21 protein-coding genes are annotated in these 26322 nt (G+C 63.4%); 9 read left to right on the forward strand and 12 right to left on the reverse strand.

The window, feature by feature from the left end; all coding sequences use genetic code 11:
- Positions 1-9: 9 nt before the first annotated feature.
- From N2604_RS15310 to N2604_RS15320, 3 genes are all read right to left on the reverse strand, one after another.
- Complete coding sequence (locus N2604_RS15310) at positions 10-504, reverse strand: hypothetical protein (RefSeq protein ID WP_260375457.1); 495 nt, start codon at positions 502-504, stop codon at positions 10-12.
- Positions 505-665: 161 nt separating this feature from the next.
- The gene (locus N2604_RS15315) at positions 666-1475 is read right to left on the reverse strand and encodes a hypothetical protein (protein ID WP_260375458.1); all 810 of its coding nucleotides are present in this window, start codon (positions 1473-1475) and stop codon (positions 666-668) included.
- Positions 1476-1886: 411 nt separating this feature from the next.
- Entirely contained in the window at positions 1887-2666 is a 780-nt protein-coding gene (locus N2604_RS15320) for an enoyl-CoA hydratase-related protein (RefSeq protein WP_260375459.1), read from the reverse strand.
- 213 nt (positions 2667-2879) lie between these two features.
- Between N2604_RS15320 and N2604_RS15325 the strand changes: the two genes are divergently transcribed.
- Positions 2880-4154 carry an acyl-CoA dehydrogenase family protein gene (locus tag N2604_RS15325; protein ID WP_260375460.1) on the forward strand — a complete coding sequence of 425 codons (1275 nt, stop codon included), beginning with the start codon at positions 2880-2882 and terminating at the stop codon, positions 4152-4154.
- A gap of 218 nt (positions 4155-4372) precedes the next feature.
- On the opposite strand, the gene N2604_RS15330 is transcribed toward N2604_RS15325, so the two are convergent.
- A complete protein-coding gene (locus tag N2604_RS15330; protein ID WP_260375461.1) occupies positions 4373-5245 on the reverse strand; it encodes an SDR family oxidoreductase in 873 nt (290 codons plus the stop codon).
- 105 nt (positions 5246-5350) lie between these two features.
- On the opposite strand from N2604_RS15330, the gene N2604_RS15335 reads away from it, so the two are divergent.
- From N2604_RS15335 to N2604_RS15345, 3 genes are all read left to right on the forward strand, one after another.
- The gene (locus N2604_RS15335; RefSeq protein WP_260375462.1) at positions 5351-6160 is read left to right on the forward strand and encodes a crotonase/enoyl-CoA hydratase family protein; all 810 of its coding nucleotides are present in this window, start codon (positions 5351-5353) and stop codon (positions 6158-6160) included.
- Positions 6161-6272: 112 nt separating this feature from the next.
- On the forward strand, positions 6273-7817 hold the full coding sequence (locus N2604_RS15340; protein WP_260375463.1) for an acyl-CoA synthetase: 1545 nt from the start codon (positions 6273-6275) through the stop codon (positions 7815-7817).
- 218 nt (positions 7818-8035) lie between these two features.
- Positions 8036-8440 (forward strand): YccF domain-containing protein, encoded by a 405-nt coding sequence (locus tag N2604_RS15345; protein ID WP_260375464.1) that lies wholly within the window; start codon positions 8036-8038, stop codon positions 8438-8440.
- A 129-nt stretch (positions 8441-8569) separates the two neighbouring features.
- Here the strand turns inward: N2604_RS15345 and N2604_RS15350 are convergent, their stop codons facing one another.
- The 4 genes from N2604_RS15350 to N2604_RS15365 form a co-directional block, all read right to left on the reverse strand.
- The gene (locus N2604_RS15350; RefSeq protein WP_260375465.1) at positions 8570-9049 is read right to left on the reverse strand and encodes a GNAT family N-acetyltransferase; all 480 of its coding nucleotides are present in this window, start codon (positions 9047-9049) and stop codon (positions 8570-8572) included.
- Between the two features lie 177 nt (positions 9050-9226).
- Positions 9227-10621 (reverse strand): TRAP transporter large permease subunit, encoded by a 1395-nt coding sequence (locus N2604_RS15355; RefSeq protein WP_260375466.1) that lies wholly within the window; start codon positions 10619-10621, stop codon positions 9227-9229.
- Positions 10622-10647: 26 nt separating this feature from the next.
- On the reverse strand, positions 10648-11211 hold the full coding sequence (locus N2604_RS15360) for a TRAP transporter small permease subunit (protein ID WP_260375467.1): 564 nt from the start codon (positions 11209-11211) through the stop codon (positions 10648-10650).
- Between the two features lie 94 nt (positions 11212-11305).
- Complete coding sequence (locus N2604_RS15365; RefSeq protein WP_260375468.1) at positions 11306-12412, reverse strand: TRAP transporter substrate-binding protein; 1107 nt, start codon at positions 12410-12412, stop codon at positions 11306-11308.
- Between the two features lie 360 nt (positions 12413-12772).
- On the opposite strand from N2604_RS15365, the gene N2604_RS15370 reads away from it, so the two are divergent.
- The gene (locus tag N2604_RS15370; RefSeq protein ID WP_260370117.1) at positions 12773-14380 is read left to right on the forward strand and encodes an IS1182 family transposase; all 1608 of its coding nucleotides are present in this window, start codon (positions 12773-12775) and stop codon (positions 14378-14380) included.
- A 1039-nt stretch (positions 14381-15419) separates the two neighbouring features.
- Positions 15420-18140: a phosphoenolpyruvate carboxylase gene (gene ppc / locus N2604_RS15375; RefSeq protein ID WP_409241736.1), complete on the forward strand. Its 2721-nt coding sequence runs from the start codon at positions 15420-15422 to the stop codon at positions 18138-18140.
- 75 nt (positions 18141-18215) lie between these two features.
- On the opposite strand, the gene N2604_RS15380 is transcribed toward ppc, so the two are convergent.
- The 4 genes from N2604_RS15380 to N2604_RS15395 all read right to left on the reverse strand — a co-directional run bounded on the left by N2604_RS15380 (position 18216) and on the right by N2604_RS15395 (position 22076).
- Positions 18216-19382, reverse strand: a complete 1167-nt coding sequence (locus tag N2604_RS15380; protein WP_260375470.1) for an SMP-30/gluconolactonase/LRE family protein — start codon at positions 19380-19382, stop codon at positions 18216-18218.
- A gap of 116 nt (positions 19383-19498) precedes the next feature.
- Complete coding sequence (locus N2604_RS15385) at positions 19499-20413, reverse strand: SDR family NAD(P)-dependent oxidoreductase (protein WP_109144458.1); 915 nt, start codon at positions 20411-20413, stop codon at positions 19499-19501.
- A gap of 106 nt (positions 20414-20519) precedes the next feature.
- Entirely contained in the window at positions 20520-21659 is a 1140-nt protein-coding gene (locus N2604_RS15390; protein WP_260375471.1) for a thiolase C-terminal domain-containing protein, read from the reverse strand.
- Between the two features lie 3 nt (positions 21660-21662).
- Positions 21663-22076, reverse strand: coding sequence for a Zn-ribbon domain-containing OB-fold protein (locus N2604_RS15395; RefSeq protein ID WP_260375472.1), 414 nt, complete (start codon positions 22074-22076; stop codon positions 21663-21665).
- A gap of 177 nt (positions 22077-22253) precedes the next feature.
- Here N2604_RS15395 and N2604_RS15400 point away from each other — a divergent pair, with 177 nt between their 5' ends.
- From N2604_RS15400 to ltrA, 3 genes are all read left to right on the forward strand, one after another.
- Positions 22254-23603 (forward strand): amidase, encoded by a 1350-nt coding sequence (locus tag N2604_RS15400; RefSeq protein ID WP_260375473.1) that lies wholly within the window; start codon positions 22254-22256, stop codon positions 23601-23603.
- Positions 23596-24282 carry a DUF2848 domain-containing protein gene (locus N2604_RS15405; protein ID WP_260375474.1) on the forward strand — a complete coding sequence of 229 codons (687 nt, stop codon included), beginning with the start codon at positions 23596-23598 and terminating at the stop codon, positions 24280-24282. The genes N2604_RS15400 and N2604_RS15405 overlap by 8 nt, the downstream gene beginning before the upstream one ends.
- A gap of 430 nt (positions 24283-24712) precedes the next feature.
- A complete protein-coding gene (ltrA, locus tag N2604_RS15410; protein WP_409241725.1) occupies positions 24713-26245 on the forward strand; it encodes a group II intron reverse transcriptase/maturase in 1533 nt (510 codons plus the stop codon).
- Positions 26246-26322 lie beyond the last annotated feature (77 nt).

The raw sequence follows: 26322 nt of genomic DNA on the forward strand, positions 1-26322 counted from the left end.
CACTGGATCCTAAAATTTGGCATTGCAGTCCGTGGGGGAGCCGCCGGAAATGGAGGCATCGAACAATGTCAGGACCCGCTTCAGATTATCCTGTCGGCGTATCACATCGGACAGATGCTCGCGGCCTTGCTTTGTATTTTCCCTGACCTCACGAAGCATGGCCTGGAAGGCCTGTTCATCCGATTGATCGGCCGACCAACTATTCCGTGCCTTCCGGACCAGCCAACTTCCGCTACCAAATTGGTTTTTGACGTCGACCGCGTAAAGGCGAGTGCCAAGATGGCTTGCAAAGGGCGAGCCGGAGTTCCTGAGGAGACTCATGCATCCCGTGTCGGTGCGGAGATAGTCAGAGTAGAGCTTCAAATATTGCGCGCGTCCCGTCTCGCTGCGGAGCTCCGCGGTGATCTGAGCGGCAGATCGGTGAAGCAAGCCGAGTTCTTCCGGCGAATAGAGTCTGATCGGCTTCTCGAACAGGCGCGTGCGTTTCGCCGCAGCGGAGGCCATGGCCGCCGCCAAACCAGCCGGGGCGGTCGGCGCGGACCTGAGGCGCTCGAGTGCGTCGCGAAACGGCTGCCCGTCGCAGCGTCGGCTGTTGCAGGCATTCGTGGCGACGTCGATCTGGTGCGTGCCGAAGCTTGGTCCGCTGTTGCCGTCAACTGCGTCGGTTATCTCGAATGGGGAAAGCTGGGCGGTCTTGTTGGGAACGTCCAGGGATTCTCATTGGCACCGATCAGCGCCTGCAGTGCCTGAGCATGCTTGTTCAGTTCGCCAACCTTGTCCATGAAGAGGGCGACGTCTTTTTTGACCTCGCTCCGAGGCAACTTTGACAATCGAGCATACCTGACGATCTCGACGATCCGTCGGTCAGCAGCCCAGCCCTTGAACGATTTGCAATCGCCGCTGCAACGGACGTTGTCCATCGCGCGCTGGATGCGATCGCGCACGTCATAGACGGTGTCGCCGACCTGCATCTGCAAAGGTATCAGCGTAAAATAATCGTTGATTGTGACAACTCGTCCATTTGAATCGATCCTGAGCTGAGCCGCCGGCATGATCCGGTTGGGATCCGCCATCTCGCTCCGTAAAGTCAGTATTCTTCCACCCGATCCATCGGCCTGGGAGTCCGTCACACAGGCGATGCGAGGCTTGATCCGCTGGCATGACCAGCTCGTTTTGTCTTGGAGAAAGATGGGGAGATAGTTGAGATGACGCCCGCTTCCGAGGGGGACGCGGATAGGCCCGCGTCTGAACGCCTGAGCAATTGAGACTTGCCTGCCGCAGCTTTCGGTGAGCAGTAACGGAAATTGGGTCGGATCGCGCACGCTGTCGGGCACTTCGGGGTTGAAATCATTTCCATTGGACGCATCGTCCAATTCCCAGAAGTGAGCTTCCTGCTTGGGTGCGCAGTCGCCTGCGTTGGCCTGAGACCAGAGCGATGTCAATATGGCTGTCGCCAGTAGAAATGCGCGCAACATCACAAAACCCTAGAATAAAGGGCTATGCTACACGCGAGATGACGCGCAATGCAATCCTAAGCGGTGCGCCGCCGACGTCCATTCTGGCGCACCGTCGATGCGCCACTATAAGGTGTGCGTTGTAGATGCGAAATTTCGTGTGACAATCTGACGCGGCGACCGAGGCCGTGAGCGTACCTGCAAGGCCCTGCCATGGGACGGCGCATGGGAGCCGATGCGAGCGTAGCAGCCGCGGGACGAGCGAGCATCGTTCGATCCACCGTCACTGCGGGGAGCGGTTTGACGAAGACTGAAAGTGAGACGCTTTCTTGCGGTACTGATGCCGCGCACCATCGTTGGATCATGCAGTCTTGGACTTCGCCCGAACGACACCGGTGAAGTTGTTGAGTATCTCGGTACGATGAGTGTTTGCTACTTCCCCACCCATTTCGGCGGTCGCTTCTCGGAAAACGCCTTCGGGCCCTCGATGTAGTCCTGCGAGGCGACCATCGCCTGCACGGCCGGGTAATCGCGCTGCTCAGCGATGGCCTGCTCCAGCGACACGCCGAGCCCCTTCTGGATCGCCTGCTTCGACGCCCGGATCGACATCGGCGAATTCTTGGCGATCATCTCCGCCCAGCGCAAGGCGCCCGCAAGCGCCTCGCCCTGCGGCACCACCTCGTTGACGAAGCCGAGCTCAAGACCTTCCTTGGCGCTGACATGGCGCGCGGTGAGGATCATGCCCATGGCGCGCTTCAGCCCGATCTGGCGCGGCAGGCGGTGCAGGCCGCCGGCGAGCGCGGCAAGGCCAACGCGCGGCTCGGGCAGCGCGAAGGTTGCGTTCTCCGCGGCGATGATGAGGTCGCAGGCGAGCGCAATCTCGAAGCCGCCGCCCATGGCGACGCCGTTCACCGCCGCAATGATCGGCTTGTCGCAGTCGAAGCGTGAGGTGAGGCCGGCAAAGCCGCCCTTGTCCCAGCCGCGTTTTCCTCCCGCCGCCTGCCACTTCAAATCGTTGCCGGCGCAGAACGCCTTGTCGCCGCTGCCGGTGACGATTGCGATCCACTGCTCGGGATCTCCGGAGAAATCATCGAACACTTTCTGCAATTCGAAATGCGCGTCAGTGTGCAGCGCGTTGTAGACCTCGGGCCGCGACAGCGTCACGATCGTGATCGGCCCCTTGCGTTCCACCTTGGAAAATTTCAGCTCCATCGCGCGCTCCCGCATTTTCTTCTGAAGAAATATCCGCGTCATACTAGCGTGCGTCGGCGCTCGAGCACCATCGAATTGCGCTGGTGCGCCTTGCGTCGCCGTCGCGTCTCGGCTTGCTTGACTTGCACGCGCTCTTCTCACCTTAATCGAGCCAAGCAAGAACGCGCCTAGCGCCTTAACGCAAAACGATAAAATCAATCCGGGAGAGAACCTGTGGATTTCTCATTGCCTGCCGACCTCGTCGCCTATCTCGGAGAGCTCGACCGTTTCATCGCGCGCGAGATCAAGCCGCTGGAACAGGCCGACGATAACATCCGCTTCTTCGACCATCGCCGCGAATGGGCGCGCACCGATTTCGAGAATGGCGGCCTGCCGCGCCACGAATGGGAGGCGCTGCTGCGCAAGGCCAAGGATCTCGCCGACGCCGCCGGGCATCTGCGCTTTCCGGTGCCGAAGCAATATGGCGGCAAGGACGGCTCCAATCTCTGGATGGCCGTGATCCGCGAGCATTTTGCCGCCAAAGGCCTCGGCCTGCACAACGATCTCCAGAACGAGCATTCGATCGTCGGCAACTTTCCGGTCGTCACCATGCTCGACCGCTACGGCCGCGACGATCAGAAGGCGATGATCGACGGCTCGATCAGGGGCAAGTATCGCATCACCTTTGGCCTGACGGAGCCGCATCATGGCTCGGACGCCACCCACATGGAGACGCGCGCGGCGCCCGCGACCCGCGACAACGTCAAGGGCTGGATCATCAACGGCGAGAAGATGTGGACCACCGGCATGCACGTTGCCACGCACTGCGCGCTGTTCGCGCGCACCAGCGGCAATGACGGCGACGCCCGCGGCATCACCTGCTTCCTGGTGCCGGCCAAGAGTCCCGGTGTCAAGGTCGAGGAATACATGTGGACCTTCAACATGCCGACCGACCACCCGCGCGTCAGCTTCACCGACGTGTTCGTGCCGGAGGATGCGCTGTTCGGCGAAGTCGGCCGCGGCCTGTCGCTGGCGCAATGTTTTGTCCACCAGAACCGCATCCGGCAGGCGGCAAGCTCGCTCGGCGCGGCGGTCTACTGCATCAACGAGAGCGTGAAATATGCGCGCGAGCGCAAACCCTTCGGCAAGGCGCTTGCCGAGAACCAGGCGATCCAGTTTCCGCTGGTCGAGCTCGCCACGCAGGCCGAGATGCTGCGCCTCTTGATCCGCAAGACCGCCTGGGAGATGGACCAGCTCGATGAGGAGCAGATCGAGCGCACGCTGTCCGACCGTGTCTCCATGTGCAATTACTGGGCAAACCGTCTCTGCTGCGAATCCGCCGACCGCGCCATGCAGGTCCACGGCGGCATGGGCTATTCACGCCACAAGCCGTTCGAGCACATCTATCGCCACCATCGACGTTATCGGATCACCGAAGGCAGCGAGGAGATCCAGATGCGGAAAGTGGCGGGGTTCTTGTTCGGGTATATGGGGCCGGGGAAGCGTTGAGGCGCTACGCGATATCTCTCCGCGGGTCGTCCCCGCCTAGTGCGCAATTGCGCACGGGAGCGGGGCCCCATAACCACAGGAAGGAGTGTGGCGCGAGCTGACAACTCCGAGTCTTCGCCAAACCACTCCCTGTGGTTATGGGTCCGGGCGTTCGCCGGGACGGCGGGTGGGGGTGAGAGCGTCGGACCCGTACATGTCCTCGCTCTTTCGAAACACAATCACCCCCGCTTCGCCCGGTCCTTCTCGTTCTGCGCCATGATGCTCTCGCGCGCGGTCTTCCAGTCGTCGTCGCTCCAGTCGCGGAGCTGGTAGAAATTGCCGCCCATGGCGAGTGCCTGCGCGCCGTCCATGGCGATGGTCTCGCCGTTGATCCAGTCGCAGCCGCCGGAGATCAGGAACACGGCAACGTTCTGCAGCTCCTCCATGGTGCCGACGCGGCCCATCGGGTTCATCGCCTTGGTGCGCGCGCCGGCTTCGTCGCCGGGCTTGATGCGCTTGCTCATGCCCTCGGTCGGGATCTCGCCCGGCGCGATGGTGTTGAGGCGGATGCCGTAGCGGCCCCATTCGGCCGCGAGCGACATCGTCATGGCGTGGATCGCCGACTTGCTCATCGCCGATGGCACCACGTAAGGCGAGCCGTTGCGCACCCAGGTCGTGGTGATCGAGACGACGTTGCCGGGCTGCTTCAATACGATCCAGCGCTTGCCGATCGCGTGGGTCACGTAGAACGTGCCGTGCATGACGATGTTGGCGACCGCATCGAAGCCGCGCGGCGAGAGCTCCTCGGTGCGCGAGATGAAATTGCCGGCGGCATTGTTGATGAGATCGGTGAGGGGACCATCGCGGAAGATGGTCTCGACCATCTCCTCGACCGCGAGCGCATTGCGGATGTCGACGCCGTGGCTGGTGACGCGGCCGCCGTAGCGATCCATCAGCTCGGTCGCGGTCTCGTCGCACACGATCTTGCGCCGGCCGCAGATGTGCAGCTCGGCGCCGAGCTGGAGGAAGCGCGCCGCCATCGACTTGCCGAGACCGGTGCCGCCGCCGGTCACGAGAATGCGCCGGCCGGCCAGAAGATTTTCCTTGAACATGGCTGTTTCCCCCGTAGGGATTGTCAGTTAATTGGTCGATTGACTAAATCTCGCCGCCGGCGTCCTGTAAAGCGGCACTGAACAAGAACAGGGGAGAATTCGTCCATGGAAGATCGCGTCTCGATCTCGATCTCGGAAGGCGTCGCCGACGTGCGCCTGGTGCGCGCCGACAAGATGAACGCGCTGGATCAGCCCATGTTCGAGGCGCTCGTCGCCGCAACCGACCGGCTTTCGAAGGAAAAAGGCGTGCGTGCCGTCGTGCTCTCGGGCGAAGGCCGCGCCTTCTGCGCCGGGCTGGACATGGGACGTTTTGCCGCCATGAAGGAGAAGGGCGGCAACGGAATTCCGGGTGGCGAAAATCGCGATCTCACGGTGCGCACCTATGGCAAGGCCAACTTCGCGCAACAGGCGGTGTGGGGCTGGCGTCAGCTTCCGATGCCCGTGATCGCGGCCGTGCATGGCGTCGCCTTCGGCGGCGGCTTTCAGCTCTCGCTCGGCGCCGACATGCGCTTTCTCAGCTCGGATGCGCGGATGTCGATCATGGAGATCAAATGGGGCCTCGTGCCCGACATGGCGGGCACGCCGATCCTGGCCTCGCTGGTGCGCGACGACATCCTGCGCGATCTCACCTACACCGGCCGCATCTTCTCCGCGCAGGAGGCGATGGCTTACGGCCTTGCCACGCGCATCTGCGACGATCCGCGTGCTGCGGCGCTGGACGTCGCGCGCGAGATCGCAGGGAAAAGCCCGGATGCGATCCGCGCGGCCAAGCGGATGCTGAACAATCTCTCGGTCGATCCGGGCCCGGCGCTGCTCGCCGAATCCGTCGAGCAGCAGAAGCTGATCGGCAGCCCCAACCAGACCGAGGCGGTCCGCGCCAACCTGGAGAAGCGCGCGCCGAATTTTGCGGATTAATCTCTCCGTCGTTCCGGGATGGTCCGAAGGACCAGACCCGGAACCTCGAGATTCCGGGTTCGGCTCTTTGAGCCGCCCCGGAATGACAACGTAACAACAAAGAAAAACAACAATGAGCCAAACGTCCCCCTTCCTCGGCATCGTCTCCGGCGACCGCCGCCGTGGCCACACCGAAATCGCAGCCCGCGCCGACCGCATCGCAAGCGGCCTCGCCAAAATCGGCGTCCGCCAAGGCGATAGCGTCTGCATGCTGATGCGCAACGACATCGCCTTCCTCGAAGCCGCCTACGCCGCGATGCGGCTGGGCGCCTATGGCGTGCCGATCAACTGGCACTTCAAGCCGGAGGAGATCACCTACATCCTGAAGGATTCCGGCACCGCAGTCCTGATCGCCCATGCCGACATGCTGCATGGTTTGCGCGATGCGATCCCTGAGGGAGTCGCTGTGCTCAGCGTGCCGACGCCGCCGGAGATCCTGTCCAACTACAAGATCGATCCGGATCATCTGGCGACGCCGAGCTTCGCGATCGACTTCGAAGCCTGGCTCGCGCAACATCCGCCCTATGACGGCCCGGTCGTGCCGCAGCCCATGAACATGATCTACACATCGGGCACCACGGGTCATCCCAAGGGCGTCCGCCGCAACGCGCCGACGCCGGAGCAGCAGGCCGCCGGCGAGCGCATGCGCGCGATGATCTATGGGCTCAAGCTAGGCGCCCGCGCGCTGCTGCCGGGCCCGCTTTATCATTCCGCACCGAACTCGTTCGGCATCCGTGCCGGCAAGCTCGGCGGCGTGCTGGTGCTGATGCCGCGCTTCGAGGCGGAGGAATTCCTGCAGGCGATCGAGCGCTACAAAATCGACACCATCTTCATGGTGCCGACCATGTTCATCCGCCTGATGAAGCTGCCCGAGGAGGTGCGCGAGAAATACGACGTCTCCTCGCTCCGCCACGTCATCCATGCCGCCGCGCCGTGCCCGGCCGAGGTCAAGCGCGCCATGATCGAATGGTGGGGGCCGGTGATCTACGAATTCTACGGCTCGACCGAATCCAGCGCCGTGACCTTTGCGACCTCCGAGGACGCGCTGAAGAAGCCCGGGACTGTCGGCAGGATCTCGCCGGGCGCCGAGCTGCGCTTCATCGGCGAGGACGGTCGCGTGCTCGGCGTCGGCGAGATCGGCGAGATCTATTCCCGCATGGCTGAGATGGCCGACTTCACCTATCACAACAAGCCGGAGAAGCGCGCCGAGATCGACCGCGACGGCTTCATCACCTCCGGCGACGTCGGCTATATCGATGAAGACGGCTACGTCTTCATCTGTGACCGCAAGCGCGACATGGTGATCTCGGGCGGCGTCAACATCTATCCGGCCGAGATCGAATCCGTGCTGCACGCCGTATCAGGCGTGCATGATTGCGCCGTGTTCGGCATCCCCGACGCCGAGTTCGGCGAAGCGCTGATGGCGGTGGTGGAGCCGCAACCCGGGATCACGCTCGCTGCCTCCGATGTCCGCGCCGCGCTGAAGGCGCATCTGGCCGATTACAAGGTGCCCAAGCACATCGAGATCCGCAGCGACCTGCCGCGCGAAGATTCCGGAAAAATCTTCAAGCGCCGCCTGCGCGATCCCTATTGGGAGCAGGCGGGCCGGAAGATCTAGCGCCCTTCGTAGCCCGGATGGAGCGCACGCGTAATCCGGGGTCTTTCGCCGCGGAGAGATCATCCTGGATTGCGCTGCGCTCCATCCAGGCTACGCCGCTGTCGCCGCGGAGTGACTTTCCCGGATTGCGCTGCGCTCCATCCGGGCTACGTTACTGTCTTCGCAGGGACAGATTTCGTACCTATATGAACGGTGGTCACCAACCTCCGGATCATCCCATGGCGCCCGTTTCCATCCTGCTCAACATCCTCTGGATCCTCATCGGCGGCGCCTGGATGGCGTTCGGCTGGTTGATCGCCGCGATCGTCATGGCGATCACCATCATCGGCCTGCCCTGGGCGCGGGCGGCGTTCAACATCGCCGTCTACACGCTGCTGCCGTTCGGCTCGAAGGCGGTCAGCCGCTACGACGTTACCGGCGTTGAGGATATCGGCACCGGCCCGCTCGGGGTGATCGGCAACATCATCTGGTTCGTGCTCGCCGGCTGGTGGCTGGCGCTCGGTCACCTCCTGACCGCCCTCGTGCTCGCGGTCACCATCATCGGCATCCCCTTCGCCTGGGCCCATCTGAAGCTCGCCGGCATCGCGCTCTGGCCGATCGGCAAGGTGATCGTGCCGGCGTAGGGCGACCGCGTGGCCCGTAGGATGGGTAGAGCGCCAGCGAAACTCATCATCCATCCGCTTGTGGCGAAGCATGTTGGGTTTCGCAAGGGCTCTACCCATCCTACCCCTGAACTCATGAAGTCGTTGCCGTCAACGTCTATGCGTAACGAGCGTCTTCGACATCGGGTAGCCGGAGCTGGTACCGAATTTCCCGACGGGCTGGCCGTCCGCCGTATAGCCGTTGGAGCGATAAAATCGAAGGGCGGTTTCGGTGCTGGTCAGGCTGCAGCGCGCGTTGCCTCGCTCCAGCGCTCGTGCTTCGAGCGCCCGAAGCAATGCACGACTGATGCCGCGAAATCTCACGTCGGGAGAAACGTAGTTCAGAGTGATTTGGCCGGCGTCAGTAACCGAACCCACGGCAAGAATCCTGTTGTCCTCAACCGCCACTAGCAGCGAATTTCCCGGCTGACTGATCCAGGAAGCGAAAATCTCAGGGGTCTTGTTTCCTAACCACCGCTCCAGGATGGTGGTATCGTTCTTGTGATCAGCCTCGCACAGTTCTGCAATCGACCGCCTCATAATGAGGCAGGCGGCTTCTGCGTCCTCAATCTTGGCGTCCCGAATGTCCATTCAGAAATAGCTACAGCGCTCGTGACACAACCGCAAGGCGCGGCGGTGGCTTCCTCTGCTTCTCGCCCCAGGCTGAACACGCAGGCTCGACGGGTAGAGCGCCAGCGAAGCCGTCAATCCGTCCGCTGATGAGGAGGCATGATGGGTTTTCGCAAAAGTTCAACCCATTCTACGCGCCTACTTCTTTTTTGGTGTCAACCAGTCCTCGTCTTCCAGGGACGGTGCTTGTTTCTGCTGTTCCAGGATTTTTCTGTACTCCTCGGGGATCACCTGGCTGCGAGATGCCTCTTGCAGCGTGTGTGGGAACCAGGTCGCAATGCCGGGGAAAGCAATCATCAGGCCAACGCAGATCAGCTGCAGCACCATGAACTGGAACATGCCAGCGTAGATCGTCCGGAGACTCCAGCCCTTGACCACCTGCTTGAGATAGTACGCTGACATGGCGACGGGCGGCGACAGGAAGGCGGTCTGCAGCACCACCGCAACCAACGCTCCGAACCATATGAGGTCGATGCCCATGCCTTTCACGACGGGATAGAAGATCGGCAGAAACACCAGGATGATGGCCGGCCACTCAAACGGCCACCCCAGCAGGAAAACGAGAAAGAGCACGACAATCAGCATGAGGCTCGGCGGCAACTGCAGGCCGAGCATCGTCTCGGTGATCCAGTTCGCCGAGCCGAGGCGGGCGAACACCGCACCGAAAATGTTCGACGTGACCGCCAGCAGCAGGACCATGCTCGACGTCCCCATCGTCGAGGTCATGGCGCGCTGCAGTCCGCTGAACGAGAACCTGCCATATGCGATGGCGAGGATCAGTGCGCCGACGCTGCCGATCCCGGCCGCCTCCGTCGGCGTCGCAAGCCCCCCGATGATCGAGCCGAGCGTCGCCGTGATGAGCCCGAGCAGCGGCAGCGTGCCGACGACCACCTCGCGCGCAATGTATCCAGCGGAGTAGATCCGCTCATCCTTTGGCACTGGCGGCCCGAGCTTGGGATTGATGAAGGAGCGACCCATCAGATAGGCGATGTAGATGCCGGCCAGCAGAAAGCCCGGTCCGAAGGCTGCAGCATAGAGATCGGCGACCGAAACCCCGAGCACCGGCCCCATCACGATCAGCATGACCGACGGAGGAATGAGAATACCGAGCGTGCCGCCCGCCGTGATGGTGCCCGCTGAAAGCTTGGCATCATAGCCCGCCTTCGTCATGATCGGCGATGCCATGATGCCAAGAACGGTGACGGCTGCGCCGACGATGCCTGTCGCCATCGCGAACACGGTCGAGGTCAGGATGACGACAAGGAAGAGTGCGCCGCGCACCGGCGCAAGCAGCATGCGGAACGCCGTAAAAAGGCGCTCCATGAGTCCCGCCTGCTCGGTGATGAAGCCCATGAAGATGAACAGCGGCACGGCGGCGAGGAGTTCTTCCTTCATCATGCCGATGGTCTGGAAGTAACCAAGCTCGAAGACCGTGGCGCCCATACCCCAGTAGCCGAACGTAAAGGCGAGAAACAGCAACGTGAACGAGATCGGCACACCGATGAAGATCGCGCCAAGCAGCACCAGCAGCATGATGAGGCCGATGAGCGCTTCTGCGGTCATATCTCGACCTTCTCCTTATGCTCCAGTTCGACGCCGGTGCGCGCCATGTAGATGCTCTTGATCAACTCGGACACGCCCTGGACCAGCAGCAGGAGGCAGGCGAGCGGCACGACGAACTTGAACGGCCACAGCACGGGTCGCCAGGGTGTCTGATCCGAAGTCTCGTTGATCAGCCAGGCGTAGTGAAATTCGTTCCAGCTGATCAGGAACAGCATGATCAGGCTCGGGAAGAAGAAGACGACATAGGAGATCGCATCGATCCAGCCTTTCCTGCGGATCGAGAACTTCTCCCAGAAGAAGTCGGTACGGATATGAGCACCCTTGTGCAGCGCGTAAGCGGCGCCAAGCATGAAGAGCGAGCCGTACAGCATGTAGGTTGCGTCGTAGGCCCATATGGTCGGCGCGTTGAACAGGTAACGCGCGCCAACCTCGTAGGCGACGGCGAGAACCAGCGGCACCGAGAGCCACGAGATGATCGTGCCGGTCCGGTCCGTGAAGCCGTCGATCACCCTGATGATGGCCAATAGCGCCGGCGACTGCCTGTCTGTTATCTCAGCCATGCCTCGCCCCTTTCGCCGATCATTCGTGCGGCGCAAAGCAGGCCGCCTGCGTGCGGATTGAGGGCGGTCAAATCGGCCGCCCTCGGAGGAAGCCCTATTTCTCGGTAGGGAAGTAGTAGTTCGCCATGAAGGAGTATGGCGGGAAGTAGGACCTCTTGTACGGCACCACAGCGCTGGCATAGGCCTTCTGCGAGTCGTGCACCTTCTTGAAGAACGGGTTCTTGGCGCCCTCGGCCGCCGCAATCTCGTCCCACTTCTTGATGAAGGCCAGCAGGATCTCCGTCGGCGTGCGCAGGATCTGTACGCCGTGCTTCTGCTGCATCTCGATCAGCGCATCGGCGTTCTGGCGCTGCCACTTGGTCCACCAGACGAGGAATGTCTCGTTGGCCGCCGACTTGATGATCTCCTGATGTTGCGGGCTGAGCTCCTTCCACACATCGCCGTTGATGACGAGCTCGCCGACCGTCACGTTCTCATGCAAGCCGGGTGAATAGTGATACTTCCAGACGTTATGGAAGCCGAGCTGCAGATCCTCGATGCCGCCGACCCATTCGGCGCAATCGATCACGCCGCGTTGCGCGGAGGGAATGATTTCTCCGCCCGGCATGTTGACCACCGTGAAGCCGAGCGCCTGCCATACTTCGCCGGCCATGCCGGTCTGGCGGCATTTCATGCCCTTCATGTCCTCGACCGTCTGAATCGGCTTCTTGAACCAGCCGAATGCCTGCGGCCCCGCAGGCAGGATTGGAAACACGACGAGGTTGAGCTTGAGCTCCTTCTGATAAAACTCGTTGTAAAGCTCGAGGCCGCCGCCGTGATAGAGCCAACCCATCACGTCCATGAAGTCCATGCCGAAGGTGCCGCCGGGACCGCCGGTGAACAGGATCGCGGTCTTGTTCTTGCCGGTCCAGTAGCCGGCCCACGCATGCGCTCCGTCGAGCACCTTCTTGTGGGTTGCGTCCAGCACCTCGAACGCCGGCACGACCTGGCCGGCGGGCATCGCCTCGATCTTCAGCGCGCCGGCTGACAGCTTGTTCACCCGGTCGGCGAAATAGGTGAAGTTGTCATAGAGCGTGAGCGACGCCGGCCATGTGGCCTGCATCTTCAACACCTTCGTCTGCGCCATGACTGTTGTGGTGGATACGACAAACGCCGAAGCGATCAGGGCAACGGCGATCAACCCCAGAAACAAGCGTTTCATGAGCCATCTCCTCCCTTGGACAACGTGACCGCGGCGAACTATTCTCTTCGTTGTTCTTGGTCGCCAAGTCTTCAAACCACGTCTGCCACCATTCTGCCACCATCGCCGTAAGTTGTCATCTTGCTTTCTGGCCGTAGCAAGCGCTGCAATTGGACATGGTCGAGACGTTCAGCTCTTGGCCTCAGGCGACGAAATCTCCATTCGTTTGTTACGCTGGCTGTCGGTGGCAAACCAGACGTCGGGGGCGCCTTTGGCTGCTGCGGGACGCGGCCGGGCGATGCTGCGCACACCATGCCTCGCGTTGCCCGACGAGGCTGGGCAAGAACGTCGTTTTTTGAGAGTTGATGTAGGATTCGTCTTATGGCGAATCGCACATTCAAGACCGGCGAGAGCCGGGAGCAACCCAGTCTTCTGCCTGCGCGGATTGAGGACTATGTCGGGCCGGACAATCCGGTGCGGGCAATCGAGAGCTTCGTTTGCGCGCTCGACCTTGCAAAGCTTGGTTTCGGCCACGCGGATCGTGGCGCGGAAGAAGTCGGGCAGCCGCCGTATGATCCTGCCGATCTGCTGAAGCTCTATCTTTACGGCTACATCAACCAGGTCAGGTCGTCGCGACGGCTAGAGCGGGAATCTGGCCGCAATCTGGAGCTGATCTGGCTGCTGAAGGGACTGAAGCCGGGTTATCGGACGATTGCCAACTTCCGCAAGGAGAACTGGAAGGCGCTGAAGGCCGCGAACCGCAGCTTCGTGCTGCTGGCTCGGGAGCTTGGGCTTGTGGGCGGCACGATCGTAGCGATTGATGGTTCCCTGTTCCACGGCGACGCCAGCAAGGCTTCCATCTTTACGCGCAAGCGGCTTGGCGAGCAGATCGCGAGGCTGGACCAGGAGATCGAGGCTTACCGCAAGTCTGTTGAAGACAATGATGCGGCAGAGGTCAAGAAGCCGGGGAAGGATCGCGCGGACGGTGATGGTCGAGGAGATGGCGGTGATATCGCTGCGAAGGTCGCGGCGCTGATGGCGAAGCGTTCACGTGCCGAGGCCGATCTGGCTCGGCTGGAAGAGAGTGGCGAGACGCAAATGTCGCTGACGGATCCGGACGCCCGGCTTCTGGTCAAGAATGGTCAGGGCATTGCAGGCTACAATGTGCAGACCGCGGTTGATGACAAGCACAAGCTCATTGTCGCGAGTGAGGTAGTCAACGACAGCAGTGATGTTCGACAGCTCTCTGCGATGGCCAAGGCGGCCAAAAAGGCTCTTGGAGCCGAGACACTGCAGGCGCTGGCCGATGAGGGCTATTACAGCAGTGTCGAACTGAAGGCCTGCGAGGACGAGGGTATCATTGCCTATGTACCGCTGCCCGAAGGTAGCGCGCGGCTCGAGAAGCAAGGCCGCTTTGCGCTCAAGGACTTCAACTATGATGGTGCAACCGACACCTACCGTTGTCCTGCGGGCCAGCCGCTGCATCCGTTCAAGAGCAGGCAAAAGAACACCAGCGGCCGCATTGAGATCCGTTACGCGGCCCGTGTAGCAATCTGCAGGAGCTGCCCGCTCAAGGTCCGCTGTCTCTCACCGACCACCACCTACCGGACCATTGGTCGCTGGGAGCATGAAGATGTTCTCGAACGCCACCGCGCACGGATGCAGGGTGCGGGCGAGCTGATGCGTCGTCGTTCGGGGATTGTCGAGCATCCGTTTGGCACGCTCAAATGCCGTGCCGGCTATCGTCATTTCCTGGTCCGCGGCTTCGACAAGGTCCGCGGCGAATGGAGCCTGATGGCGCTCTGCTACAATTTCACCCGTGCGCTCAACATCCTTGGATTTGACGGGTTTCTGGCTGCCCTCGCAAAGAGGCTTGCTGTTTGCCAATGTATCTTCGCAGCCCTCCTCCAGCACATCCTGGTTGCTCCAGAGCCTCTCTGGACCAATATCCGACCGCCGCTCCAAATCGGCCGCTTCGTTCCGGCATGAGCCCGCCAACGACCAATTCTTGCCCAGCCTCGACGGGCAAAACACGCCAATGCAGGTCAAGGGGCGGGAGTAGAAAATATTCTGATTGACCGAATTCGCTGTTTCGGGTAAACCGCAGCGCATCCCGGCTCGTCAAAGGGACGTTTCGCGATCGTCACGATACGTAGGCCGGGATGCGATGGACGCGGCAGCGCCGGCGCGTGACGGGGTGGCAGGGCGGGCAAATCCGTGAGCCATCACGATCCGCGGCACGACACGGTGCGGTCACAGCGTTTCTCTTCGGCATTGGGGGCGAGCACGCGCGAGCTTCCGACTGTCCGGGGAGGGACGTCCGCGGACGGCAAAAGCGTGTGGTCCTGACGCCCGGGGTCTGTGCGTCAAGGCTTGCGGTGGTGAAGCGGCCCGACCGGGTGCGCGCATCAGTGATCCGCAAGGCGACGGGGGCAATAGTGCATCGCTCCCCGGGGAGAGCGCGCCATAAGCCGTAACACCATCGCGCAGGGAAGGCCGGGATGTTCCGGCATCACCTGTGGTCACCCCGCGTGCGTCTTGTCGCGTGCGGACCTTGGGTGCCAGCCGGCGCCCGGCCTTCCCTGCGCCCTTGCTTCTCGATGAGGGCGAAACGGACAGCAAAGCTCGGGCGGATTCAGCCGCGAGACTGCGAAGGCATGTTTATTATACGATTAGCTATTTTCTCGTGCCCCGGACGCAGCGCAGTGCGCCCCCGGCGATGCGAAGCATCGTCCGGTGCGGCGTGGTGCGCTGCAAAGCCGGGGCCCATCTCTCCAGGTGTACCGTGTTGTCTTCGGGGTCCCGGCTCTGCGCAGCAACGCAAGAGCGTTGCAGCGCGTCCGGGACACGAAATCTTCGCCCTGCCGCACCGCGCTCAACTTCATCTTGCACTGCGGCAGAAAAATATCGCACACTCCGCCGGACCGGGCCGCCAAGGGCGCGAGCAGGGGAGCGAGCCATGTCCCTCCAGACCGTATCATCCGACGCCACTGAGCAGCGCCCCAACCGCCCTGAGGATGTCCAGGCGATGGAGGCCGATGTCCGGCTGCGGGACGACATCCGCCTGCTCGGGCGCATTCTCGGCGACACCGTGCGCGACCAGGAGGGAGCTGATGTGTTCGACCTGGTCGAGCGCATCCGCCAGACCTCGATCAGGTTCCACCGCGACGAGGACCGGCTCGCCCGCCGCGAGCTCGAGCAGATCCTCGACAGCATGTCGACCTCCGAGACGGTGCGGATCGTCCGCGCCTTCAGCTATTTCTCCCATCTTGCCAATATCGCCGAGGACCAAAACAACATCCGACAGATGCGCGCTGGCAAGGGGGGCAGCTCCGGCGTGCTGGCGGAGACACTGGCGCACGCCAAAGCCGCCGGCATCGGCCCCGACCAGCTCCGCACCTTCTTCAAGACCGCGCTGGTCAGCCCGGTGCTGACCGCGCACCCGACCGAGGTCCGCCGCAAGAGCACCATGGACCGCGAGATGGAGATCGCAGCCCTGCTCGACCGCCGCGAGCGCGTCGCACTGACCGCGGAGGAGGCCGAGGCCGGCGACGAGCAGCTGCGCCGCGAGGTGCTGACGTTGTGGCAGACCAATCTGTTGCGCCGGACCAAGCTCACCGTGCTGGATGAGGTCGCCAACGGCCTGTCGTTCTACGACTACACCTTCCTGCGCGAGGTGCCGCGGCTCATCAACGCGCTGGAGGACCGGCTGGAGCAGGGCGGCGAGCAGGCCGCCGGCGAGCTTGCCTCGTTCCTGCGCATGGGCAGCTGGATCGGCGGCGACCGCGACGGCAATCCCTTCGTCACTGCCGACGTGATGCGCGGCACGCTGCGGCTGCAGTCGAGCCGGGTGATGCAATTCTATCTCAACGAGCTGCACGTGCTCGGCTCCGAGCTGTCGATCGCAGCCCATCTCGCCGACGTCTCGGAGGAGCTGCGCACCCTGGCGGAGCGCTCGCCCGACACCTCGCCGCACCGGAGCGGCGAGCCCTATCGCCTCGCAGTCTCAGGCATCTATGCCCGGCTCACCGCGACGGCTGAAAAGCTCGAAGTCGAGATCACGCGCCGGCCGGTCGGCAAAGCGGCGCCTTACGAGAGCGTCAGGGAGTTGCAGGCCGATCTCGACGTGCTGCATCGCTCGCTGATCTCCAACAATGCCCGCGTCATCGCCCGCGGCCGGCTGCGGCTGTTGCGCCGCGCGGTGGACTGCTTCGGCTTCCATCTTGCCCGGCTCGACATCCGTCAGAATTCGGCGGTGCACGAGCGCACCATCGCCGAGCTGATCGACGCCGCCAATCCCGGCATGTCCTATCTCGTGCTCGGCGAGGACGCCCGCATCTCGCTGCTGACGAACGAGTTGCGCTCGACGCGCGCGCTGGTCTCGCCTTTCGTCAAATACAGCGACGAGACCATGGGTGAGCTCAACGTGTTCCATGCCGCCGCGGAAGCGCATGCGAAATTCGGCTCGGACGCTATTCCCCAATGCATCATCTCGATGTGCAAGGGCATGTCCGACATGCTCGAGGTCGCCGTGCTCTTGAAGGAGGTCGGCCTCGTCCATCCCTCCGGCCGCAGCGCCATCAACATCGTGCCGCTGTTCGAGACCATCGAGGACTTGCAGGCTTCCAGCAGCATCATGGATCGCATGCTGTCGCTGCACGATTACCGCCGCCTCGTCGACAGCCGCGGCAGCGTGCAGGAGGTCATGCTCGGCTATTCCGACTCGAACAAGGACGGCGGCTTCGTCACCTCGGGCTGGGAGCTCTACAAGGCCGAGATCGGCCTCGTCGAGGTGTTCGAGCGCCATCACGTGCGCTTACGCCTGTTCCACGGCCGCGGCGGCTCTGTGGGGCGCGGCGGCGGGCCGAGCTATGACGCCATCATCGCGCAGCCCGGTGGCGCGGTGAACGGCCAGATCCGCATCACCGAGCAGGGCGAGATCATCTCGTCGAAATATTCCAACGCGGAGGTCGGCCGCAACAATCTGGAGATCCTCGCCGCGGCAACGCTGGAGGCGAGCCTCCTGCATCCGCGCCAGAGCGCGCCGCGCCGCGAATATCTGACCGCGATGGACGAACTCTCGAACCTCGCTTTCAAAGCCTATCGCGGTCTCGTCTACGAGACCGATGGATTCGTCGATTACTTCTGGTCGTCGACCGTCATCAACGAGATCGCCACCCTCAACATCGGCAGCCGTCCGGCCTCGCGCAAGAAGACCCGCGCGATCGAGGACCTCCGCGCCATTCCCTGGGTGTTCTCCTGGGCGCAATGCCGCCTGATGCTGCCGGGCTGGTACGGCTTCGGCAGCGCGGTCGAGCAGTGGATCGCGGAGCATCCGGAGCAGGGCATGCCGTTCCTGAAGGAGCTCTACAAGGAATGGCCGTTCTTCCGCATGCTGCTGTCGAACATGGACATGGTGCTGGCCAAGAGCTCGATCGCGATCGCCTCGCGCTATGCCGAGCTGGTGCCGGACGAGGCCTTGCGCGAAAAGATCTTCGGCCGCATCCGCCGCGAATGGCATTCCTGCATCGAGACGCTGCTCGACATCATGGGCCAGGACCGGCTGCTCCAGGGCAACCCGCTGCTGGAGCGCTCCGTCCGCCACCGCTTCCCCTATCTCGATCCGCTCAACCACGTGCAGGTCGAGCTCCTGAGAGAGCACCGCGCGCAGAACCCTGACGAGCAGGTGCTGCGCGGAATCCAGCTGACGATCAACGGGATTTCGGCGGGGTTGAGGAATACAGGGTAGGGCGAATAGCGAATGGCGAGTAGCAAAACGGAAGCATGTTCACAATTCGCCACTCCCACTCGCTATTCGCATGTCTCACGGCTTCATCGCGCCCTGCACACTGGTGTAGACGGCATAGAGCGATGTCGAGCCGCAAATATAGAGCCTGTTGCGCTGCTGCCCGCCGAAGCACAGGTTTGCCACGGTCTCGGGAATGTGGATCTTGCCGAGCAATTCGCCCGAGGACGTATAGCAGCGTACGCCGTCTTCGTTCGGGTCGCCCCAGCCGACCGAGCACCAGACCCGTCCCTCGGTGTCACAGCGAACGCCGTCGGTGATGCCGGGCTTCGGCATGTCGGCAAAGACCTTGCTGTTCGAGACCTTTCCGGCCGCGACGTCGAGGTCGAACACGCGGATATGCGAAGGATTGCCCGGCCCGTCGGTGAACCCGGTGTCGCAGACGTAGAGCTTCTTCTCGTCGGGCGAGATGGCGAGCCCGTTGGGCTCGACAAAATCGTCGACCATGACCTTGACCTCTCCGGACTTCGGATCGACCCGGTAGACGTTCTTCTTGTCCTGCTCGGGCTCGGCCTTGATCCCCTCGTAGAAACCGCCGATGCCGTAGGCGGGATCGGTGAACCAGATCGCGCCGTCGGCAGTCACGACCGCATCGTTCGGCGAGTTCAGCCGCTTGCCGTTGTATTTGTCGGCAATGATCGTGATCGAGCCGTCGAGCTCGGTCCGCGTCACACGCCGGCCGCTATGCTCGCAGGTGATCAGGCGCCCCTCGCGATCGATCGTGTTGCCGTTCGAGTTCATCGAGGGCTGGCGATAGACGCTGAGGTGACCGTCATCCTCGGAGAAGCGCATGATGCGGTTGTTCGGAATGTCGCTGAACAACACGTATCGCCCGGCTGCGAAATAGACGGGTCCCTCGGCCCAGCGGAAGCCGGTTGCGACGCGCTCGACCGCCATGGTGCCGGCGAAGGCCGGAAAGTCGGAAGGGCCGAAGGACGGCGGTCCCTTCTTGGCCGATTCCAGATGCGAATCCGGGTAGCGGCTGCCCGGCAATGGTCCGAGCGGCAGCGGCGCCGTCGATCGCGTCGGTGCGCCGGTCTGGCCGAGGGGCGCGACCGAGGCCGCCAGGGCTCCGCTCATGGTGACGCCCGTCGCCGCGACTGCGGCCGCCGCGCCCTTCAACAGGGTGCGGCGCGCGAGAGAAGGCTGGCTGCTATTTGCGGGAATGGTCAGTGATTTTGTCATGGTTGCCTCCCGATTTTTTTGTTGGGAGCAAACCATCGGCCCGTAATCGGGCGTAAAGCGGGCGATCTCCGGCCGGACAAACCGGAGATCGCAATGCAGCAAAGGCAGGGGATCGGTTACACCGGATCCCAGGTGAAGATGTCGGCGGAGCGGTCGAGCTTGTAGAACGAGCCCTTGAGCGCCGGCATGCCGTGTTCCGCGATCGACTGCGGCGTCCAGCCTTCGCTCCGCTGCACCGAGCGGATCGGCCGGTTCTGGCTGAACAGGAAGATCTCGTTCATGCGCACGCCAAAGATCTGGCCGGTGACGTCCTTGGCGGAATCGCCGAGCAGATAGCCGCAGAGCGGGGCGATCTTCTCCGGGCCCATCTGCTTGATCTTTTCGACGCGCGCCTTCTCCGCGTCAGTCTCGGTCGGGATGGTGCCGATCATGCGGGTCCAGGCGAACGGCGAGACGCAGTTGGAGCGGACGTTGAAGCGGCCCATGTCGAGCGCGATGGATTTGGACAGCCCGACAATGCCGAGCTTGGCGGCGGCGTAGTTGGCTTGGCCGAAATTGCCGATCAGGCCCGAGGTCGAGGTGAAGTGCACGAAAGAGCCCGATTCCTGCTCGCGGAAGATGCGCGCCGCGGCGTGAGAGACGTAGAACGAGCCCATCAGATGCACCTTGATGACGGCCTCGAAGGCTTCGACGCTCATCTTGTGGAAGATCATGTCGCGCAAGATGCCGGCATTGTTGACGACGCCGTCGAGCCGGCCGAAATGATCGGTGGCGGTCTTCACGATCTTGCTGGCGGGAATAGCTTCCGCGACCGACTCGAAATTGGCAACCGCCGTGCCGCCGCGCTTTTTGATCTCCTCGACCACCTCCTCGGCGGGCGCCGCGTTCGCGCCCGCGCCGTCGGCGGCTCCGCCGGGATCGTTGACGACGACCTTGGCGCCCTCGGCCGCACACAGAAGCGCAATCTCGCGCCCGATGCCACGGCCTGCGCCGGTGACGATGATGACCTTGTCCTGCAGTGATTTGCTCATGTGGATGCCTCCTGTTGTCTCTGTCATTCCGGGGCGTGCGAAGCACGAACCCGGAATCTCGAGGTTCCGGGTCTGGTCCTTCGGACCATCCCGGAACGACGAGAAATTACCTCTCGTTCGTAAACACGATCGTGCCACTCGCGGCGAACATGCCGCCGACGCCGTGGCACACCGAAATCTTCGCGTTCGGCACCTGGGCCGGCGCGATCCCGCGCATCTGGCGCACGCTCTCCTGCAGCGCGTACATGCCGTACATGCCCGAGTGCATGTAGGACAGGCCGCCGCCGTTGGTGTTGAGCGGCAGCTTGGCCCCAGGCCGCGTGTTGCCGTCCGCGATGAATTGACCGGTCTCCTCGTAAGGCATGAAGCCGAGGTCACCGAGGCCGAACAGCGGCAGATGCGCAAACGCGTCGTAGATCATGAGATGGTCGACGTCCCCGTGCGCGATACCGGCCTCCTTGAACGCCAGCGGCCCCGCCGTCTTGAACGCACGCGAGGAGTTGAACGTCTCCATCTGGCTGACCATCGGCGTCTCGACGCTCTCGCCGGTGCCCATGATGTAGACCGGCTTCCTCGGAAAATCCCTGGCGCGGTCGGCCGAGGTGAGGATCAGCGCGCCGCCGCCGTCGGTGACGAGGCAGCACTGCAAGAGGCGGAACGGATAGGCGATCATGCGCGAGTTGAGGACATCAGTGACCGTGATCGGGTCCTTCATCATCGCGCGCGGATTCTTCGCCGCCCATTCGCGCTGCACCACCGCAACCGAAGCCAGCTGCTCATGCGTGATGCCGTAGGTTTTCATGAAGCGCAGCACGGGAATCGGGAACATGCTCGGCGGGCCGTAGACGCCGTAGGGCGCTTCGAACTGGCCGTTGAGGCTGTCGGCCGGCGTCGAGCGCGGCAATTTGCCGATCATCGACTTGCCGCTCTCGGCATGGGTGATCAGCACGGTCTTGCACAGGCCCGCTTCGATCGCCGCCGCCGCGTGACGGACATGCAGCATGAAGGAGCAGCCGCCGACCGAGGTGCCGTCCACCCAGGTTGGCTTGATGCCGAGATAATGGCAGACCTGCTGCGGCGTTTCGACCGCGGTGGCAAAGCCATCGATGTCGGACAGCTTCAGCCCGGCGTCGGCAATGGCGTTGAGCGCGGCATCCGCGTGCAGCTGGAGCTGCGAGGCGTTGGGGATGACACCGAGCTCGGTGGTCTCGGCCGCGCCGACGACGGCAACCTGGTTCTTGCGCATGGTCTACCCCTTCGCCGGGCGGAAGACGGGGAGGGTGATCTTGTCGTCGAGCTCCTGGAACGCGACCTCGAGTTTCATGTCGAGCTCGAGCGCCTCGGGCGTCTGCGGGCAGTCGATGATGTTGCTCATCATCCGCGGGCCTTCGTCGAGCTCGACCACCGCGATGGCGTAAGGCGGCGTGAAGCCCGGTGCGGCGGGCCGGTGGTTGATCACGTAGCTGTAGAGAAAGCCCTTGCCGCTCGCCTTGAAGATGCTGACCTTGCGCGACGCGCAGGAGGGGCAGAACGGGCGCGGCGGGAAGTAGACGTGCGCGCAGGCATCGCAGCGCTGCAGGCGCAATTCGCCGGACTTGGTGCCGTCCCAGAAATGCTGGGTCTCCGGCGTCGGTTTCGGTCGCGCGCGCTGCGGTTCGGCCATGTTGGCGGCTCCTCCCAAGAGACAGGCCTCGCGCCCGCCGGTTTCGAACTTGATGCGACAATCGACCATGGCGCGTCAACGGTCCAGCAATGCGCATGCATGCCATCATGCGCACAATGCTTGTGTCGAGCTGAGCCAGCGCTATAGATTGCGCGCGAAATATTCCGTGAGACAGACATGCCCGATTTTCCGACCCTGGCGCAGCTCGCCGAAGACCTCGAAAGCGGCCGCACCACCTCCCGCAAGTTGGTCGAGGCCTGCCTCGCCAGGATCGCCGATCCCGCCGGCGAGGGCCAGCGCGCCTTCATCCATGTCGACAAGGATGCCGCGCTGACGACCGCCGAGGCCATGGATGCCCTGCGCAAGGTCAAGGCGGCGCCGTCGCCCTACGCCGGGATTCCCATCTCGATCAAGGATCTCTTCGACATCAAGGGGCAGACCACGCGCGCCGGCTCCCGTGCGCTCGACGATTCCGATCCGGCGGAGCACGATGCGGTGGCGGTCGCGCGGCTGCGCAAGGCCGGCTTCGTGCTGATCGGGCGCACCAACATGACCGAGTTCGCCTATTCCGGCATCGGCATCAATCCGCACTACGGCATGCCGAAAGGCGCCTGGAACCGGGCCGTGGGCCATGTGCCCGGCGGCTCCTCCTCGGGCGCCGCGGTGTCCGTGCTCGACGGCATGGCGCATGGCGCGCTCGGCACCGACACCGGCGGCTCCTGCCGCATTCCGGCGGCCTATAACGGCATCGTCGGCTACAAGCCGACGCAGCGCCGCGTGCCGCTGGACGGCGCGGTGCCGCTGTCCTTCTCGCTCGACAGCATCGGGCCTCTGGCGCGATCGGTCAGCTGTTGTGCCATGCTCGATGCGGTGCTCGCGGGCGAGCCCATCGTCGCGCTGAAGCCGCGGCCCGTGAGGGGCATGCGGCTCGCGGTGCCGACCACGATCGCGCTCGACGATCTCGACGCGGCGGTCTCCGAGACCTTCGAACGCGCACTGAAGACGCTCGCGGATCACGGCGCCATCATCGAGCGGATCGAGATGGTGGAATTCCACGACGTCGGCCCGATGAACGCCAAGGGCGGCTTTGCGGCGTCCGAAAGCTACGCCTGGCACCGCTATCTCATCACGGCCAAGGGCGACGTCTACGATCCCCGCGTCTTCGTTCGCATCATGCGCGGCGAGGCGCAGAGCGCGGCCGATTACATCGACCTGCTCAACGAACGCCGCTCGCTGATCGCGCGCGTCAACGCGCGCATCGCGCCCTATGACGCCCTGGTGCTGCCGACTACCCCCAACACACCGCCGAAGATCGCCGACCTCGCCGACGATCAGGCGTTCGCCCGCGAGAACATCCGCGCCTTGCGCAATTGCAGCCTGATCAACCTGATCGACGGTTGCGCCATCTCGCTGCCCTGTCATCGCGAGGGCGACGTTCCCGTCGGCCTGATGCTGGCCGGCGCAGGCGGCTCGGACCGCCGTATCTTCGAGCTTGCTGCCGGCATGGAGGCCGTCATTCGTGTTTGACCTGACTTTCACCATCGACGCCAAGGACACCACCACGCCGCTGACGCTGGCGGTCGACCAGCTGGTCATCGCCGGCTGGACCGGCCGCGACACGGTCGCGCGCGACAAGCACATCGCCGAGCTGGAGGAGATGGGCATCGCCCGCCCGGCCTCGACCCCGATCTATTACCGCGCCTCGGCACGGCGGCTGACCCAGGAAGACCGCATCGAATGCACCGGTGGCGACTCCAGCGGCGAGGTCGAATTCGTGCTGATCGGCTGGCAGGGCCGCATCTTCGTCGGCTGCGGCTCCGATCACACCGACCGCAAGGTCGAGGCCTACAACGTCACGGTATCCAAGCAGATGTGCGACAAGCCGATCGCCTCGACACTCTGGGAGCTCGAGGAGGTCATCGGCCATTGGGACAAGATGATCCTGCGCTCCTACGCCACCATTAATGGCGAGCGTGTGCTCTATCAGGAGGGCACGCTGGACGCGATGCTGCCGGTCACTGACCTCATCGCGCGCGGCTTTGACGGCGGCAAGTTCCCCGACGGCTGCGTCATGTTCGGCGGCACCTTCGCCGCCAAGGGCGGCATCCGCCCGGCCGACCGCTTAGACTTCGAGCTGGAAGACCCGGTGCTGAAGCGGACGATCAGGCACGGCTATGACGTCGTGACGCTGCCGGTGTTGGGCTGATCTCTTTCCGCGTCATTGCGAGCGAAGCGAAGCAATCCAGACTAGTTCCGCGGCGGGACTCTGGATTGCTTGTGCGCCAGGAGAAGCTGGCGCGATCCAGCCGGTGGAAGACCGGTCCGGGTAGGCCGTAGCGGGCGCCCGGTAGCGAGTGTTGCGTGGTCGCCGGTGACGGCGGCTGCGAAGCGTACACAGCGATCCTGTGGGGTGGGCTATTGAGCCGCGAAAGACAGAAACTCGCAGAGGCCGAGACGGTAAGCAACGTCGAAGGCAACATGTGCGGTCCCGCTATGCGAGGGACTGACGCTCTGCCGTGGTCGAAGACCCCATCACGCAGGAAGGGATCGTGTCGGAACCTGGGAGGTCCCGCATCTGGCCGATGGCAACAAGCCTCCAAGGTCCGCATCGGGAAGGCGAGGAGCCGAAGCCGATGATGAACAGGTGCGGGAAGTCGGATGCGGCCGTAGTAGCTGGGAAGCCGGCGAACGAAGCGGAGCGATCCGCGGAGGAGCAGGTGGAGCAAAGGGCCGTGACCGAGGGGAATGCGGACCAGCAAAGCACGTCCCGGACGCCGAGCCGGACAAGCGTGACACCTGCGCTGGAACGCATACGGCGAACGGCAAGGGAAAGGAAGAAGGAGAGGTTCACCGCGCTGCTCCACCACATCAATCCCGACCTGCTCGCGGCGGAGTTCTTCGCGCTGAAGAAGCATGCCGCGGCGGGCGCGGACGGGGTGACGTGGCGGGACTATGAGCAAAACCTCAAGGCCAATCTCGAGGACCTGCATGCTCGTATCCACCGGGGCGCGTATCGACCACAGCCGTCGCGGCGGGTCTATATCCCGAAGCCGGACGGACGGCAGCGACCCCTGGCGATTGCGGCCCTTGAGGACAAGATCGTCCAGCGGGCAACGGCCGCTGTGCTCAACGCGATCTATGAGGAAGACTTCCTCGGGTTCTCGTACGGGTTCCGGCCCGGGCGCAGCACGCACGATGCGATGAATGCGCTCATGGTCGGAATCGAGCGCAGAAAGGTGAACTTCATTGTCGACGCCGACATCCGGGCGTTCTTCGACACGGTGGACCAGGAATGGCTGATCCGCTTCGTAGAGCATCGGATCGGCGACCAGCGCATCATCCGCCTGATCCGCAAATGGCTCAAGGCGGGTGTCCTCGAAGAAGGGACGGTCAGGGTCAGCGAGCAGGGGACAGCGCAAGGGGCGGTGATCTCGCCGCTGCTTGCCAACATCTACCTGCACTATGCCCTTGATCTGTGGGCCGAACGCTTCCGACGGCGCGAGGCCACGGGTGACATGATCATCGTGCGATACGCCGACGACTTCATTGTCGGCTTTGAGCATGAGGATGAGGCCCGGCACTTCCTCGAAGAACTGCGCATACGGCTTAAGGAGTTCGCGCTGTCACTGCATCCCGAGAAGACCCGGCTGATCGAGTTCGGACGCCATGCGGAGGACAACCGCCGGCGTCGCGGGCTCGGCAAGCCGGAGACCTTCAGCTTCCTCGGCTTCACCTTCATCTGCGGCCGATCCAGGCAAGGCAAGTTCCAGATCAGGCGCAAGTCTCGCAAGGATCGCATGCGGGCGAAGCTGCAAGCCGTGAAGCAGGGGCTGCAACGGCGCATGCACCAGTCGGTGCTCGAACAGGGCAAATGGCTGCGGCAGGTCGTCACCGGGTACTTCAATTACCATGCGGTGCCGACCAACAGCCGAGCGCTTGCCGCCTTCCGCTACTTCGTCATCGAACACTGGAGGCGAATGCTTCGGCGCCGCAGCCAGACCGACGGCACGACGTGGCAGCGGGTTGCGCGGCTTGCCTCCGACTTGCTCCCCAAGCCACAAATCCTCCATCCTTGGCCCCGAACACGCTTCGCCGTCACTCACCCGAGGTGGGAGCCGTATGCGGGAAAGCCGCACGTACGGATCTGTGCGGGGGGCGCTCAGCAATGAGCGTCCCTACCGCGACCGTCGCAAGGGCTTTTCGCAATGACGGGGAGAGAGTCATCGGAAATCGGGTGGCCGTAGCG

The sequence above is a fragment of the Bradyrhizobium sp. CB1015 genome (assembly GCF_025200925.1).
Lineage (GTDB): Bacteria > Pseudomonadota > Alphaproteobacteria > Rhizobiales > Xanthobacteraceae > Bradyrhizobium.